The organism is Streptomyces sp. Mut1, from assembly GCF_030719295.1.
GTDB classification, from domain to species: Bacteria; Actinomycetota; Actinomycetes; order Streptomycetales; family Streptomycetaceae; genus Streptomyces; species Streptomyces castrisilvae.
Window position 1 is genome coordinate 1,263,260 of sequence record NZ_CP120997.1, and the last position, 14,151, is coordinate 1,277,410.

At 70.4% G+C, this 14,151-nt stretch carries 10 protein-coding genes; 5 read left to right on the top strand and 5 right to left on the bottom strand.

Going from position 1 to position 14,151, the window contains the following annotated elements; all coding sequences use genetic code 11:
- Positions 1–21: 21 nt before the first annotated feature.
- Complete coding sequence (locus P8A18_RS05240) at positions 22–714, bottom strand: HAD family hydrolase (protein WP_306052154.1); 693 nt, start codon at positions 712–714, stop codon at positions 22–24.
- Between the two features lie 119 nt (positions 715–833).
- Positions 834–4,346, bottom strand: coding sequence for a methionine synthase (metH, locus tag P8A18_RS05245; RefSeq protein ID WP_306052156.1), 3,513 nt, complete (start codon positions 4,344–4,346; stop codon positions 834–836).
- Between the two features lie 238 nt (positions 4,347–4,584).
- Here metH and P8A18_RS05250 point away from each other — a divergent pair, with 238 nt between their 5' ends.
- From P8A18_RS05250 to P8A18_RS05270, 5 genes are all read left to right on the top strand, one after another.
- Entirely contained in the window at positions 4,585–5,349 is a 765-nt protein-coding gene (locus P8A18_RS05250) for an IclR family transcriptional regulator (RefSeq protein WP_306060684.1), read from the top strand.
- A 261-nt stretch (positions 5,350–5,610) separates the two neighbouring features.
- The gene (locus P8A18_RS05255; RefSeq protein ID WP_306052158.1) at positions 5,611–6,402 is read left to right on the top strand and encodes an MIP/aquaporin family protein; all 792 of its coding nucleotides are present in this window, start codon (positions 5,611–5,613) and stop codon (positions 6,400–6,402) included.
- A 52-nt stretch (positions 6,403–6,454) separates the two neighbouring features.
- Positions 6,455–7,996, top strand: coding sequence for a glycerol kinase GlpK (gene glpK, locus P8A18_RS05260; RefSeq protein ID WP_018556137.1), 1,542 nt, complete (start codon positions 6,455–6,457; stop codon positions 7,994–7,996).
- Between the two features lie 5 nt (positions 7,997–8,001).
- Positions 8,002–9,615, top strand: a complete 1,614-nt coding sequence (locus P8A18_RS05265) for a glycerol-3-phosphate dehydrogenase/oxidase (protein ID WP_306052160.1) — start codon at positions 8,002–8,004, stop codon at positions 9,613–9,615.
- Positions 9,616–9,724: 109 nt separating this feature from the next.
- Positions 9,725–10,396: a FadR/GntR family transcriptional regulator gene (locus tag P8A18_RS05270; protein ID WP_306052162.1), complete on the top strand. Its 672-nt coding sequence runs from the start codon at positions 9,725–9,727 to the stop codon at positions 10,394–10,396.
- Between the two features lie 104 nt (positions 10,397–10,500).
- On the opposite strand, the gene P8A18_RS05275 is transcribed toward P8A18_RS05270, so the two are convergent.
- From P8A18_RS05275 to P8A18_RS05285, 3 genes are read right to left on the bottom strand one after another with little or no spacing between them, the layout of a single operon-like run.
- A complete protein-coding gene (locus P8A18_RS05275) occupies positions 10,501–11,553 on the bottom strand; it encodes an ABC transporter permease (RefSeq protein ID WP_306052164.1) in 1,053 nt (350 codons plus the stop codon).
- Positions 11,550–13,067: a sugar ABC transporter ATP-binding protein gene (locus P8A18_RS05280; protein WP_306052166.1), complete on the bottom strand. Its 1,518-nt coding sequence runs from the start codon at positions 13,065–13,067 to the stop codon at positions 11,550–11,552. The genes P8A18_RS05275 and P8A18_RS05280 overlap by 4 nt, the downstream gene beginning before the upstream one ends.
- A gap of 9 nt (positions 13,068–13,076) precedes the next feature.
- The gene (locus P8A18_RS05285; RefSeq protein WP_018556132.1) at positions 13,077–14,117 is read right to left on the bottom strand and encodes a sugar ABC transporter substrate-binding protein; all 1,041 of its coding nucleotides are present in this window, start codon (positions 14,115–14,117) and stop codon (positions 13,077–13,079) included.
- Between the last annotated feature and the right edge of the window lie 34 nt (positions 14,118–14,151).

Consider the following 14,151-nt stretch of genomic DNA (forward strand, 5'->3'; position numbering starts at 1 on the left):
CCGCGCAGGGTCCTGGTCCGTTCAGGTGACCAGGCCCCTGAGGAACGCGAGGTCGACCTCTTCGAGGGAGCCCACGACGACCCGGCCCTCGGCGGGCGCGATCGGGGAGACCGAGGGGATGGCGACGACCCGGCAGCCCGCGGCCTCCGCCGCCGCGACCCCGGTCGCGGTGTCCTCGATGACGGCGCACAGCCGGGGGTCGGCGCCGAAGCCGCGCGCGGCGGTGAGGTAGGGCTCGGGGTGCGGCTTGGTGCGGGTGACCTCGTCGCCCGCGACGGTGAGCGCGAAGTGGTGGCGGCCCACCGAGTCCAGGACCCGGTCGATGATGCGGCGGTGCGAGGCGGAGACGAGGGCGGTGGGGATCTCGTGCCGGTGCAGCTCGGCCAGGAGCCGGGCCGCGCCCGGCATCAGGGGCACGCCGCGGCCGATGCGCTTCTCGAACCGGTCGTTGAGCAGCACGGTCAGCTCGTCCAGGGTGACGTCTGCCCCGGTGACCTCCACGAGGTAGCCGGCGCTGCGGGTCATCGGCCCCCCGACGACGACCTCGCGCCATGCCTCGTCCAGCCGGTGTCCGAGGTCGGCGAAGACCTCCACCTCGACGTCCCACCAGAAGCCCTCGGTGTCGACCAGGGTGCCGTCCATGTCGAGGAGGACGGCCTGGAGGGCAGCGCCCTCGGCCGTACGGGTCAAGGACGCGGGAACCGTACTGGTCATCCGGCACACCTTCCATGAGGGACGAGAAGGCCGGCCGCCCGTCCCGGAGGAAGGGCGACCGGCCTGCACTGGACCGACCAGTGTACGGCGTGATCGGCTGCCGCGCGGCGAACGGCTCGTTACCGCGCGTTGAAGTACTTGGCCTCCGGGTGGTGGATGACGATCGCGTCGGTGGACTGCTCGGGGTGCAGCTGGAACTCCTCGGAGAGGTGGACCCCGATCCGCTCCGGCTGGAGCAGGTCCGCGATCTTCGCCCGGTCCTCCAGGTCGGGGCAGGCGCCGTAGCCCAGTGAGAAGCGCGCGCCCCGGTACTTCAGGGCGAACATGTCCTCGACCTGGGCCGGGTCCTCCCCCGCGAAGCCCAGCTCCGAGCGGACCCGGGCGTGCCAGTACTCGGCGAGGGCCTCGGCCAGCTGGACGGAGAGGCCGTGCAGTTCCAGGTAGTCGCGGTAGGAGTTGGCCTCGAAGAGCTTGGCGGTCTCGCCGCCGATCTTCGAGCCGACGGTGACGACCTGGAGCCCGATGACGTCCGTCTCGCCGGACTCCTCGGGGCGGAAGAAGTCCGCCAGGCACAGGCGGCGGCCCCGGCGCTGGCGCGGGAAGGTGAAGCGGGTGCGCTCCGAGCCGTCCTCGTGCAGCAGGATCAGGTCGTCGCCCTTGGAGACGCAGGGGTAGTAGCCGTAGACGACGGCCGCCTCCAGCAGGTTCTCCGTGTGCAGCTTGTCCAGCCAGCCGCGCAGGTGCGGGCGGCCCTCGCTCTCGGCGAGCTGCTCGTAGGTCGGTCCGTCGCCGGCCCTGGCCTGCTTGAGGCCCCACTGGCCCTTGAACAGGGCGCCCTCGTCCAGCCAGGACGCGTACTCCTTGAGCTGGATGCCCTTGACGACCCGGCTGCCCCAGAACGGCGGGGTGGGCACCGGGTTGGTGACGGAGACGTCGGAGCGCACGCCCTCCTCCGGCTCCTCGACCTCCAGCACCGGGGTGTCGCGCTTGGGGACGCGGCGCTGCTTCAGCTCGGGGAGGGTGGCGCCGGGGACGCCGCGCTTGACGGCGATGAGCGCGTCCATCAGGCGCAGGCCCTCGAAGGCGTCGCGGGCGTAGCGGACCTCGCCCTCGTAGATCTCGTGGAGGTCCTGCTCGACGTAGGCGCGGGTCAGCGCGGCGCCGCCGAGGATGACGGGGTAGTCGGCGGCCAGCTTGCGCTGGTTCAGCTCCTCCAGGTTCTCCTTCATGATCACGGTGGACTTGACCAGGAGGCCGGACATCCCGATGACGTCGGCCTTGTGTTCCTCGGCGGCGTCCAGGATCGCGGAGACGGGCTGCTTGATTCCGATGTTGACGACGTTGAAGCCGTTGTTGGACAGGATGATGTCGACGAGGTTCTTGCCGATGTCGTGGACGTCGCCGCGGACGGTGGCCAGGACGATGGTGCCCTTGCCCTCGGCGTCGGTCTTCTCCATGTGCGGTTCCAGGTAGGCCACCGCGCTCTTCATGACCTCGGCGGACTGGAGGACGAAGGGCAGCTGCATCTGCCCGGAGCCGAAGAGCTCACCGACGACCTTCATGCCCGCCAGGAGGGTGTTGTTGACGATGTCCAGGGCCGGCGTGTCCCGCAGCGCCTCGGCGAGGTCGTCCTCCAGGCCGTTCTTCTCGCCGTCGATGATGCGGCGCTGGAGGCGCTCTTCCAGCGGCAGGGCGAGCAGTTCCTCGGCCTTGCCCTGCTTCATCGACTTCATGTTGACGCCCTCGAACAGCTCCATGAGCTTCTGGAGGGGGTCGTAGCCCTCGGCGCGGCGGTCGTAGACGAGGTCGAGGGCGACCTTGACCTGCTCCTCCTCCAGCCGGGCGATCGGCAGGATCTTCGAGGCGTGCACGATGGCGGAGTCGAGACCGGCCTTGACGCACTCGTCCAGGAAGACGGAGTTCAGCACGACGCGGGCGGCCGGGTTGAGGCCGAAGGAGATGTTCGACAGACCGAGCGTGGTCTGCACGGCCGGATGGCGCTTCTTCAGCTCGCGGATGGCATCGATGGTGGCGACACCGTCCTTGCGGGACTCCTCCTGCCCGGTGCAGATGGTGAAGGTCAGGGTGTCGATCAGGATGTCCGACTCCTGGATGCCCCAGTTGCCCGTCAGATCCGCGATGAGCCGCTCGGCGATGGCGACCTTGTGCTCGGCGGTGCGGGCCTGGCCCTCCTCGTCGATGGTCAGCGCGATCAGCGCGGCGCCGTGCTCGGCCGCCAGCCGGGTGACCTTGACGAAGCGGGACTCGGGCCCGTCACCGTCCTCGTAGTTGACGGAGTTGAGGACCGCACGCCCGCCCAGCTTCTCCAGACCGGCCCTGAGCACCGGCAGCTCCGTGGAGTCCAGGACGATCGGCAGGGTCGAGGCGGTCGCGAACCGGCCGGCCAGCTCCTCCATGTCGGCGACACCGTCACGGCCCACATAGTCCACGCACAGGTCGAGCATGTGCGCGCCCTCACGGATCTGGTCACGCGCCATCTCCACGCAGTCGTCCCAGCGGCCCTCCAGCATGGCCTCACGGAACTTCCTGGACCCGTTGGCGTTCGTACGCTCACCGATCGCCAGGTACGAGGTGTCCTGCCGGAAGGGAACCGTCTGGTAGAGCGAGGCGGCGCCGGGCTCGGGGCGCGGGTCACGGACCGCCGGGGCGGCGCCGCGCACCCGCTCGACGACCTCGCGCAGGTGCTCCGGGGTCGTACCGCAGCAGCCGCCGACCAGCGACAGCCCGTACTCCCGGACGAACGTCTCCTGGGCGTCGGCCAGCCCCTCGGGGCCGAGCGGGAAGTGCGCGCCGTCCTTGGTGAGGACCGGCAGTCCGGCGTTGGGCATGCAGAGCAGCGGGATGCGGGAGTGGCGGGTGAGGTAGCGCAGGTGCTCGCTCATCTCGGCCGGCCCGGTCGAGCAGTTCAGGCCGATCATGTCGATCCCGAGGGGCTCCAGGGCGGTCAGGGCCGCGCCGATCTCGGAGCCCAGCAGCATGGTGCCGGTCGTCTCGAAGGCGAGCGAGCACAGCAGCGGCAGGTCGCTGCCCAGGGCGTCCAGGGCGCGGCGGGCGCCGAGGATCGCGGCCTTGGTCTGCAGGAGGTCCTGGGTCGTCTCGACGATCAGCGCGTCGGCGCCGCCGGCGACCAGGCCCTCGGCGTTCGCCTGGAAGCCGTCCCGGATGGTGCTGTACGGCACGTGGCCCAGGGTCGGCAGCTTGGTGCCGGGGCCCATGGAGCCGAGCACCCAGCGCTGCTGCCCGGTGGAGGCGGTGAACTCGTCGGCGACCTCACGGGCGATCCGCGCACCGGACTCGGACAGCTCGTGGACCCGCTCGGGAATGTCGTACTCGCCGAGGGCCGCCGTGTTGGCGCCGAAGGTGTTGGTCTCGACGCAGTCGACGCCGACCGCGAAGTACGCCTCGTGCACGGAGCGCACGATGTCGGGCCTGGTGAGGTTCAGGATCTCGTTGCAGCCTTCGAGGTCCTCGAAGTCGGCGAGCGTGGGGTCCTGTGCCTGGAGCATGGTGCCCATGGCTCCGTCGGCCACCACCACTCGGGTGGCGAGCGCCTCACGGAGGGCTGTGGCTCGGTTCCGGCTGTCGGCGGAAGAGGTCGGCGACGAGGCCATGGATGTACTCCCTGGGTTGCGACGGCTGTCGGCTTTGCACCCTCGGCGGAAGGCGCACTCGCTCAGGGTAGCCGGGCCTCCTCGAGGGCGGTCAGTGTGTCCCACGAGCCGGACTGCATGCTGTGCTCGGGCGTGTCCGGCGTGGCGGGGTGCCGCGGACTTTCGCCTCGGTCGAGCGCTGGTCGGCATGGGCCGATAGTGTTCAGCATTGTCGAACAAGGTGGAGGAGTACGGCGCGATGGCCAAGAACATCCAGTCGCTGGAGCGGGCGGCCGCGATGCTGCGGCTGCTGGCAGGCGGCGAGCGGCGGCTCGGGCTGTCCGACATCGCCTCCTCACTGGGCCTGGCCAAGGGCACCGCGCACGGCATCCTGCGCACGCTCCAGCACGAGGGCTTCGTCGAGCAGGACGCGGCGTCCGGCCGCTACCAGCTCGGCGCGGAGCTGCTGCGCCTGGGCAACAGCTATCTCGACGTCCACGAGCTGCGGGCCAGGGCCCTGGTCTGGACGGACGACCTGGCGCGCTCCAGCGGCGAGAGCGTCCATCTGGGCGTACTGCACCAGCAGGGCGTGCTGATCGTCCACCACGTCTTCCGCCCCGACGACAGCCGGCAGGTCCTGGAGGTGGGGGCCATGCAGCCGCTGCACTCCACGGCGCTGGGCAAGGTGCTCTCCGCATACGACCCGGTGGCCCACACCGAGGCGCTGGAGGCCGAGCGGCGGTCGTTCACGCCCCGGACCGTCACCGCCCCCGAGGAGTTCGAGTCGACGCTCGACCTGACCCGGGCCCGCGGCTGGGCGTCCGATGTGGAGGAGACCTGGGAGGGCGTGGCCGCGGTGGCCGCCCCCATCCACGACCGGCGCCGGATGCCCGTGGGGGCCATCGCCGTCACCGGGGCGGTGGAGCGGGTCTGCAAGGACGGCGAACTGCGTCCCGAGCTGGTCGCGGCGGTGCGCGACTGCGCCCGCGCGGTCTCCCGTGACCTGGGTGCCAGGCGCTTCTGAGCCCTCCCCCGCCGTCACGGCGGGCACTCCTACGAGCACGCACCGCGCTCGCCACTCCTGAGTCCGGGGTCACAACCTCTTGACGCTGGCTTCGCCCGGAGGAAACACTGCCGTTCATCGGTCGGCATTGTCGAACACTTAACGGAAATACGCGTTAGGGTATGACCGTGCCAAGGGCCGGCCAAGCCCTCACACGAGGGCGCGGACCACCGGAGGGACCCGGGGTTCGGCTTCCCTGGACGAAGGACAAAGGAGTCGCGGGTGTCCAGCTCCGACATCTTCATCGGCGAGACCATCGGTACCGCCGTACTCATCCTGCTCGGCGCCGGCGTCTGTGCCGCCGTCACGCTCAAGCACTCGAAGGCACAGAACGCCGGCTGGCTCGCCATCACCTTCGGGTGGGGCTTCGCGGTCCTGACCGGCGCCTATCTGGCCGGCGGCGTGTCGGGGGCGCATCTCAACCCGGCCGTCACCATCGGCCTGGCGATCGAGGGCGGCACGAAGTGGAGCGACGTACCGCTCTACCTCGCCTCCGAACTCCTCGGCGCGATGATCGGCGCGGTGCTGGTCTGGCTCACCTATTACGGGCAGTTCCGGGCCCATCTCAACGATCCGGAGGTCCTGCGCGCCCATACGGGTGAGGAGGGCATGGTCGACCAGGCTTCGGCCCCCAAGGCTGGACCGGTTCTCGGTGTCTTCTCGACCGGTCCTGAGATCCGCAACGCCGTACAGAACGTCCTCACCGAGATCATCGCCACGGTCGTGCTGGTGCTGGCGATCCTCACGCAGGGCCTCAACGAGGAGGGCCACGGCATCGGCGCGCTCGGCGCACTGATCACCGCCCTGGTCGTCGTCGCCATCGGTCTCTCTCTCGGCGGCCCGACGGGGTACGCGATCAACCCGGTCCGCGACCTCGGTCCGCGCATCGTGCACGCGCTGCTTCCGCTGCCGAACAAGGGCGGCTCCGACTGGGGCTACGCATGGGTTCCCGTCGTCGGTCCCCTGATCGGCGGCGCGCTCGCCGGCGGGCTCTACAACCTGGCCTTCGCCTAGGCCCCGGCCGCTCGCCCCATCCCCACACCACACAGACTTCCGGGAGCACACCGTGACCGACGCACACACCACCGGCACCCATGGCACCGGGCCGTTCATCGCGGCCATCGACCAGGGCACCACCTCCAGCCGCTGCATCGTCTTCGACAAGGACGGCCGGATCGTCTCCGTCGACCAGAAGGAGCACGAGCAGATCTTCCCGAAGCCCGCCTGGGTGGAGCACGACGCCGCCGAGATCTGGGACAACGTCCAGGAGGTCGTCGCCGGCGCCATCGTCAAGGCGGGCATCACGGCCGCCGACGTCAAGGCCATCGGCATCACCAACCAGCGCGAGACCACCCTGCTGTGGGACAAGCACACCGGTGAGCCCGTCCACAACGCCCTCGTCTGGCAGGACACCCGCACGGACGCGCTCTGCAAGGAGCTCGGCCGCAACGTCGGGCAGGACCGTTTCCGCCGTGAGACCGGGCTGCCGCTCGCCTCGTACTTCGCCGGGCCCAAGGCCCGCTGGCTGCTCGACAACGTCGAGGGGCTGCGCGAGCGGGCCGAGCGCGGCGACATCCTCTTCGGCACCATGGACTCCTGGGTCATCTGGAACCTGACCGGCGGCACCGACGGCGGCGTCCACGTCACCGACGTCACCAACGCCTCGCGCACCCTCCTGATGAACCTGCACACCATGCAGTGGGACGAGAAGATCTGTTCCTCCATCGGCGTGCCGATGGCCATGCTGCCCGAGATCCGTTCCTCGGCCGAGGTCTACGGCACCGCCAGGGGCGGCGTGCTCGACGGTGTGCCGGTGGCCTCCGCGCTGGGCGACCAGCAGGCGGCGCTGTTCGGCCAGACCTGCTTCGCCGAGGGCGAGGCCAAGTCCACGTACGGCACCGGCACCTTCATGCTGATGAACACCGGTGACACGCCCGTGAACTCCTACAACGGGCTGCTGACCACCGTGGGTTACCAGATCGGCGACCAGAAGCCGGTGTACGCCCTGGAGGGGTCGATCGCCGTCACCGGTTCGCTGGTGCAGTGGATGCGCGACCAGATGGGCCTGATCCAGTCCGCGGCCGAGATCGAGACCCTGGCCTCCTCGGTCGAGGACAACGGCGGCGCCTACTTCGTGCCGGCCTTCTCCGGCCTGTTCGCCCCGTACTGGCGCCCCGACGCCCGCGGTGTCATCGCCGGTCTCACCCGCTACGTCACCAAGGCGCACATCGCCCGTGCCGTGCTGGAGGCCACCGCCTGGCAGACGCGGGAGATCAGCGACGCCATGACCAAGGACTCCGGCGTCGAGCTGACCGCGCTCAAGGTCGACGGCGGTATGACCTCCAACAACCTGCTGATGCAGACGCTCGCCGACTTCCTGGACGCGCCCGTGGTGCGGCCGATGGTCGCCGAGACCACCTGCCTCGGCGCCGCCTACGCCGCCGGACTGGCCGTCGGCTTCTGGCCCGACACCGACGCGCTGCGCGCCAACTGGCGCAGGGCCGCCGAGTGGACCCCCCGCATGGACGCGGACACCCGCGCCCGCGAGTACAAGAGCTGGCTCAAGGCCGTGGAACGCACCATGGGCTGGCTGGACGACGAGGAGTAGACAACATGACCACCCTGCAGAGCGTCCCCGCCCTCGGGACGCATCCGGCATCCGGCTCCCTCCCGAGCCGGGCCGAGACCCGGGAGCAGCTCTCCAAGGCGACGTACGACCTCCTGGTGATCGGTGGCGGCATTCTGGGCATCTCCACCGCCTGGCACGCCGCGCAGTCCGGGCTGCGGGTGGCCCTGGTGGACGCCGGCGACTTCGCCGGCGCCACCTCCTCCGCCTCCTCCAAGCTGCTCCACGGCGGTCTGCGCTACCTCCAGACCGGCGCGGTGAAGCTGGTGGCGGAGAACCACTTCGAGCGCCGTGCGGTCTCCCGCCAGGTCGCCCCGCACCTGGCCAATCCGCTCACCTTCTATCTGCCGGTGTACAAGGGCGGGCCGCACGGCGCGGCGAAGCTGGGCGCGGGCGTCTTCGCGTACTCGGCGCTGTCCGCGTTCGGTGACGGCGTCGGCCATGTGATCAGTCCGGCGCGGGCGCGGCGCGATGTGCCGGAACTGCGCACAGAGAACCTCAAGGCCGTCGCCGTCTACGGCGACGACCAGATGAACGACGCGCGGATGGCGCTGATGACGGTCCGCGCGGCCGTCGACGCGGGCGCGGCGGTGCTCAACCACGCGAGGGTGACCGGGCTGCGGTTCACCAGGGGCCGGGTGACGGGCGCGGAGCTGACCGACGGCACGGACGGCACGGAGTTCGGCGTGAACGCCCGTCTGGTGCTGAACGCGACCGGGCCGTGGGTGGACCACCTGCGGAAGCTGGAGGACCCGGGCGCGGCCCCCTCGATACGCCTGTCCAAGGGCGCCCACCTGGTGCTGAAGCGGACGCGCCCGTGGAAGGCGGCGCTGGCCACGCCGATCGACAAGTACCGCATCACGTTCGCCCTGCCGTGGGAGGACATGCTGCTGCTGGGCACGACGGACGAGGAGTACGAGGGCGATCCGGCGGATGTCGCGGTGACCGAGAAGGACACCGCGCAGATCCTGGACGAGGCGGCGTTCTCGGTACGCGACCAGCAGCTGTCGCGGGATCTGATCACGTACTCCTTCGCCGGCCTCCGGGTGCTGCCGGGCGGGCCCGGTGACACCTCCAAGGCCAAGCGCGAGACGGTCGTGACGGAGGGCCGGGGCGGGATGCTGTCGGTGGCGGGCGGCAAGTGGACGACGTTCCGGCACATCGGCCGTACGGTGATGAACAAGCTGGCCGCGCTCCCCGGGCACCCGTTGGGCGAGGACATGGAGCCGATGGCCCGGCTGCCGAGGAAGCTGCCGCTGCCGGGGATCGCCAACCCGAACGCGGTGGCGCACCGGCTGCTGGTGGACGGCGGGACCCCGGGTCCCCGGATGGCCGCCGACACGGCACGGCACCTGGCCACGCACTACGGTTCGCTGTCCTTCGACATCGCCCGGCTGGCCAACGAGAACCCGGCGCTGGCCGAGCGCGTCCACCCGGACGCCCCGGAGATCTGGGCGCAGGTCGCCTACGCGCGCGACCGGGAGTGGGCCGAGACGGCGGACGACGTCCTGCGGCGGCGGACGACGCTGACGATCCGGGGCCTGGCCACGGACGAGATCAGGGCCGGTGTGGAGTCGGTGCTCAAGGAGCGGCGCGGCTGAGAGAAGCACCGGCGCGGGGCCGGGCGGCTCGCGAGTTGGTCCGAAGGTCGTACCGGCCCTCGTCGGGGACGCATAATGGGGCGATACATCGGATGTCTGGAGGTCGCCCATGGCTGTCACCGACGAGGCCATCGAGAAGATCAAGGGGATGATCGTCTCGGGTGCGCTACGGCCCGGCGATCGTCTTCCCAAGGAGAGCGAACTCGCCGCGGAGCTGGGCCTGTCGCGCAACTCGCTGCGGGAGGCGGTGCGCGCCCTGTCGCTGATCCGCATTCTCGACGTGCGCCAGGGCGACGGCACGTACGTGACGAGCCTCGATCCGCAGCTGCTGCTCGAAGCGCTGAGCTTCGTGGTGGACTTCCACCGCGACGACACGGTGCTGGAGTTCCTGGCGGTGCGCCGGATCCTGGAACCGGCCGCCACGGCGATGGCGGCGAGCCGGATCAGCGAGGAGCGGCTGGACGCGCTCGGCGCCCAGTTGGACGCGCTGGGCGAGCGGCCGTCGGTGGAGGAGTTGGTGGCGTGCGACCTGGACTTCCACCGGGGCATCGTCCAGGCGTCGGGGAACTCGGTGCTCTGCTCGCTGCTCGACGGCCTCTCGGGGCCGACGACGCGGGCGCGGGTGTGGCGCGGGCTGACCCAGGAGGACGCGGTGAGCCGGACGCTGCATGAGCACCGGGCGATCGTATCGGCGTTGCGGGATCGCGACGCGGAGGCTGCGCGGGCCTGGGCGACGGTGCATGTGGCGAGCGTGGAGCAGTGGTTGCGGTCGACGTTGTAGCGGCGACCGCGGGAAGGGGCGGGTGGGGATTTCCCCCACCCGCCCCTTCCCGTAACCGGGGCTCCGCCCCGGACCCCGCTCCTCAAGCGCCGGAGGGGCTGGGACTAGTCCTGCTTCTCGCCGCTGGCGAAGCGGGAGATGACCAGGGCGACGATGATGATCGCGCCGTTGAGGAACTGGTTCCAGAGGGCGGGGACGCCGCCGAGGGTCATCACGTTGACGACCAGCTGGAGCGTCAGTACGCCGGTCAGGGCGCCGAAGAGGGTGCCCCGGCCGCCCTTGAGGCTGATTCCGCCGATCACGGCGGCGGCGAACACCTGGAAGATCCAGCCGTCGCCCTGGGTCGCGGCGACCGCACCGTAGTGGCCGGTGTAGAGGATGCCCGCGAAGGCGGCGAGCAGGCCGCCGATGGCGAGCACGATCCAGGTGACGCGGTCGACGCGGATGCCCGCGGCGCGGGCCGCTTCCGGGTTGCCGCCGATCGCGTACAGCGAGCGCCCGTGGCGCAGCCAGGCGAGGGCCGCGCCGCCGACGGCGAAGAGGACCAGGCAGATCCAGACCGCGGCCGGCGCACCGAACCACGAGGTCTTGCCGAGGTAGCGGAAGGACTCCGGGACGTCGGTGATGGACTTGCCCTCGGTGATGCCGATGTGGAGGCCGCGCAGCATCGTCAGCATGCCGAGCGTGGCGATGAAGCCGTTGACCCGGAGTTTCAGCATCAGGAAGCCGTTGACGGCTCCGACGGCGAGGCCGACCAGCAGGCAGAGCGGGATCGCCGACCAGGCGGGGAGCAGCCCGAGGCCGGCGAAGCGGCCGCCCTCGGTGGGCAGCACCAGCCACATCGCGACGACGGGCGCGATGCCGATCGTCGACTCCAGCGAGAGGTCCATGCGGCCGCAGATCAGGATCAGCGCCTGGCCGAGGACGAGCAGGCTCAGCTCGGAGGACTGCTGGACGACGCTGATCAGGTTGTCGGAGGTGAGGAAGACCGGCGAGACGATGAAGCCGATCAGCATCAGCACCAGGATCACCGGCACCAGCGAGAAGTCGCTCCACCGGATCAGCTTGAGCCTGCTCAGCGGGCTGTTCCCGTCCGGGGAGCCCTTCAGTGCCGTGTCGAAGTCGTCGGCCGTGGACGGCCGTACCGTGCCGGTCATTCCCTTTCCCCCACACCTTCCATGGCGGCGACGAGTTCCCCGTCGGTCCACCCGCTGTCGAACGTTGCGACGACCCGCCCGTGGAACAGGGCGAGGACCCGGTCGCAGACCCGCAGGTCGTCCAGCTCGTCCGAGACGACGACCGCGGCGTTGCCCGCGTCGGCGACCCGGCGTACGACTCCGAGGAGCGAGTCCTTGGACTTGACGTCCACGCCCGCGGTGGGCCGGACCGCGACCAGGACGCTGGGGTCCCGGGCCAGGGCGCGGGCGACCACGACCTTCTGCTGGTTGCCGCCGGAGAGCCCGGAGACGGGCTGCTCGGGGCCCTGGGTCTTGATGTCGAGCGAGTCGATCATGGACCGGGCGAACTCCCTGGTTCGGGAGGGCAGGACGGTCCCCCAGGGGCCGAGCTGGTCGGTGACCGTGAGGGTGGCGTTCTCCGCGACGCTGCGTTCCAGGACGAGGCCCTGGTCGTGCCGGTCCTCGGGAATGTAGCCGATCCCGGCGTCCAGGGCGTGCGGGACGCTGCCCGTCCGTACGGCCCGGCCGCGCACCCGGACCGTGCCGCCGCCCGCCTTGCGCATGCCGGCGAGCACCTCGCCGACCGCGGTGTTGCCGCTGGCCGCCGAGCCGGCGAGGCCGAGCACCTCGCCGGGGCGCACCTGGAGGTCCAGGGGCTCGAACCGGCCGTCCAGGGACAGCTGTTCGGTGGCCAGGACGGGTTTTGCCGACGGGTCGGGCGCGGTGTCGCCGGCCGCGTGCCAGGCGGTCGCGCCCGCCGCTTTCTCGCCGGTCATCGCCGCGACCAGGTCCTCCTTGGAGACGTCGGCGACGGGGGCGGTCAGGACGTGGCGGGCGTCGCGGTAGACGGTGACCGCGGTGCACAGCTCGTACACCTCCTGGAGGTGGTGCGAGATGAACAGGAAGGCCACGCCCCGGCTCTGGAGTTCACGGAGCCGGTCGAAGAGCCGGGCGATGCCCCGGGCGTCGAGCTGGGCGGTCGGCTCGTCCAGGATGATCAGCCGGGCGCCGAAGGACAGCGCGCGGGCGATCTCCACGAACTGCCGCTGCTCGACGGCGAGATCCCGCGCCCGGGTGTTCGGGTCGACCTGGACTCCGTACGCTTCGAGGACCTGTTCGGCGCGTTTGCGGAGCCTGCCCCAGCTGATCCAGCGGGCCCGGTCGTCGAACCGGTTGAGGAAGAGGTTCTCGGCGACGGTCAGGTCGGGGACGACCATGGACTTCTGGTAGACGCAGGCGACCTTGGACTGCCAGGCCGAGGTGTCCCCGAAGGCGGGCGCGGGCTCCCCGCCGAACGTGACCGTGCCGGCGTCCGCCTTGTGGAGTCCGGTCAGGACGCTGACCAGCGTGGACTTGCCGGCGCCGTTGCGGCCGACGAGCGCGTGCGACTCGCCGGGCCGCACGGTCAGCTTCACCCCGTCCAGCGCCACGGTCGGCCCGAAGCGCTTGACGACGCCTTCCGCCTGTACGGCGGGTGCTGGTGCCTGGTTCATGGATAGGTCCTAGTTCTTCTTCCCCAGCTGGTTGGCCCAGAGCTTCGGGTCGTCGACGTTGTCCTTGGTCACCAGGGGCGCGGGGAGCTGGTCCTCGTAGCCGTTCGGGATCTTGATGATGGTGGAGTCGTGGTCGGTGGGACCCTCCTCGAAGGTCTTGCCGTCCAGGGCCGCCTTCGCGTAGTACAGCGCGTACTTCGCGTACAGATCGGCGGGCTGGGAGATCGTCGCGTCGATCTTCCCGGCCTTGATGGCGTCGAACTCCTCCGGGATGCCGTCGTTGGAGATGATGGTGATGTGGCCGGGCGAACCGGCCGGCTTCAGCAGCTTCTTCTGTTCCAGGAGCGCGAGGGTGGGCTGGAGGAAGACGCCCCCGGCCTGCATGTAGATGCCGTTGATGTCGGGGTGGGCGGCCAGCGTCGACTGGAGCTTGGCGGAGGCGACGTCGCCCTTCCAGTCGGTGGCCAGCTCGAACACCTTGATGTCCGGGAAGTCCTTGTCCATGCACGCCTTGAAGGCCTCGGACCGGTCGCGGCCGTTGATGGAGGACAGGTCGCCCTGGAACTCCACGACCTTGCCCTTGCCCTTCAGCTGCTCGCCGAGGTACTTGCAGGCGTTCGTGCCGTACGCCTTGTTGTCGGCCCGCACCACCATGTAGATGTCGCCCTTGTCCGGGCGCGTGTCGACGCTGATGACGGGGATCTTCTTCTCGTTGAGCGCGTTGAGCGACTCGGCTATCGCGCCGGTGTCCTGCGGGGCCATCACCACGGCCTTGGCGCCCTGGTCCCTGAAGGTCTGGACGTTGGCGACGAGCTTGCCGATGTCGTTCTGCGAGTTGGTCAGCGGGAGCGCGGAGACCTCGCCGTCCTTGACCCCCTGCTTGATGTAGTTCTGGTAGGAGTTCCAGAAGTCGCTGTCGCTGCGCGGCAGGTCGATGCCGACCTTGCCGCCGCCCGTACCGCTGTCCGACGACTCGCGGTTGCAGCCCGCGAGGGCGGTGACGGCCAGCAGTACGGCACAGGCGGCCGCACTCGTCGTACGCACTCTCATTGGTGTCCCGTTCCTTGGTGAGGTCGCGGCTCGG

Coding starts and splice junctions, on each gene's coding strand:
- P8A18_RS05240 (WP_306052154.1), bottom strand. CDS start 714: ATGACCAGTACGGTTCCCGCGTCCTTGACCCGTACGGCCGAGGGCGCT.
- metH (WP_306052156.1), bottom strand. CDS start 4,346: ATGGCCTCGTCGCCGACCTCTTCCGCCGACAGCCGGAACCGAGCCACA.
- P8A18_RS05250 (WP_306060684.1), top strand. CDS start 4,585: ATGGCCAAGAACATCCAGTCGCTGGAGCGGGCGGCCGCGATGCTGCGG.
- P8A18_RS05265 (WP_306052160.1), top strand. CDS start 8,002: ATGACCACCCTGCAGAGCGTCCCCGCCCTCGGGACGCATCCGGCATCC.
- P8A18_RS05270 (WP_306052162.1), top strand. CDS start 9,725: ATGGCTGTCACCGACGAGGCCATCGAGAAGATCAAGGGGATGATCGTC.
- P8A18_RS05275 (WP_306052164.1), bottom strand. CDS start 11,553: ATGACCGGCACGGTACGGCCGTCCACGGCCGACGACTTCGACACGGCA.
- P8A18_RS05280 (WP_306052166.1), bottom strand. CDS start 13,067: ATGAACCAGGCACCAGCACCCGCCGTACAGGCGGAAGGCGTCGTCAAG.
- P8A18_RS05285 (WP_018556132.1), bottom strand. CDS start 14,117: ATGAGAGTGCGTACGACGAGTGCGGCCGCCTGTGCCGTACTGCTGGCC.